This is a genomic window from Kitasatospora sp. NPDC059648 (assembly GCF_042734825.1).
Taxonomy (GTDB): Bacteria; Actinomycetota; Actinomycetes; order Streptomycetales; family Streptomycetaceae; genus Kitasatospora.
Genome location: NZ_JBHWDU010000232.1, coordinates 1 through 1,437, shown reverse-complemented (window position 1 = coordinate 1,437; position 1,437 = coordinate 1). Strand labels below are relative to the sequence as shown.

The 1,437-nt window shown below is 69.0% G+C and carries 1 protein-coding gene; it reads left to right on the top strand.

Features of this window, described 5'->3' with window-relative positions; all coding sequences use genetic code 11:
- Nucleotides 1–59 precede the first annotated feature (59 nt).
- On the top strand, nucleotides 60–1,295 hold the full coding sequence (locus ACFV1W_RS40640) for an IS701 family transposase (protein WP_380422615.1): 1,236 nt from the start codon (nucleotides 60–62) through the stop codon (nucleotides 1,293–1,295).
- Nucleotides 1,296–1,437 lie beyond the last annotated feature (142 nt).

The window sequence follows — 1,437 nt, the reverse complement described above, 5'->3', positions numbered from 1 at the left end:
CTAGTAGTACTTCGTTAACTTAACTTGATCTTGGTCTGCGAGTCGGGCATCCTGTCGGCGTGGATTTGGGGGAGATCGAGCAACTCCGTGGCGAGCTGGCCGCGTTTGTGGCCGAGGTGTTCGCCTCGGTGTCGCGGAAGGACACACGCGGGTGGGGTGACTGCTACCTGCGCGGGTTGATGCTGGACGGTCGCCGCAAGTCGATCCAGCCGATGGCCGAGCGGCTGCCGGACGGGGACATGCAGGCCCTGCAGCAGTTCGTGAACCAGTCGCCGTGGGACCACACGGCGGTTCTGCGGGCCGTGGCCCGCAAGACGGTTCCGGTGGTCGATCCGGTGGTGTGGGTGATCGACGACGTGTCGTTCCCCAAGGACGGGCGGATGTCGGTCGGGGTGGCCCGGCAGTGGTGCGGAGCCTTGGGCAAGCAGTCGAACTGCCAGGTGGGGGTGAGTCTGCACGCCGCCTCGGACACCGCGTCCGTGCCGATCTCCTGGCGCCTGTTCGTGCCCGCCGAGTGGCAGGACGACACCGAACGCCGGGCGCGAACCGGGATGCCCGAGGAGGTCGGGCACCGCGAGAAGTGGCGCCTGGCCCTGGACCTGATCGACGAGGCGATCACCTGGGGCCTGGAGCCGAAAGTGATCGTCGCCGACGCCGGTTACGGCCAGATCACCGCGTTCCGCCAGGGCCTGGGGGAACGCGGGCTGGACTTCGTCGTGGCCGTCCGATCGGATGAGTCCGCCCACCCACACGACGCGGTTCCCACCGCCCCGGCCTGGAGCGGAAACGGTCGCAAACCAGCCTCGCGCTACCGGACCAAGCCCGGCTCGCTGCAGGCCCTGGCCACCGACGGTGGACGCAAGGCCTTCCGCCAGTGCACGTGGCGCCACGGCTCCAAGGGTCCGATGCGCTCCCGACTCCGGGTGCTCACGGTGCGGCCGGCGGGTGTCGCGGCCCGCACCCACGCCATGGCCCAGGCCGGCGGAGCGGGCACATGGGATGGCGTCCTGCCCGCGGCCACACTGCTCAGCGAGTGGCCCACCGGCGAGAAGGCGCCCACCGAGTACTGGCTCACCAGCCTGCCTGCCGACACCCCGACCCGCCACCTCGTTCGCCTGGCCAAGATGCGTTGGCGCATCGAGCACGACTACCGCGAGATGAAGCACGGCTTGGGCCTGGACCACTTCGAGGGTCGCACCTGGCGCGGCTGGCACCACCACGTCACCCTCGTCACCGCCGCCCACGCCTTCCTCACCCTCCGCCGACTCGACCCAAAAGCTCAAGCGCCGGCCTGACCCTCTACCAGGTCCTCGACCAGCTCCAGGACCTGCTGAGCTGCTGGACCGGTATTTGCCGCACCTGCCAACGCCCGCTTCCCACAAGAAGATCCACAAGCCGCGCTAGACAGCCCGCCCCGACCTAACGAAGTACTACTAG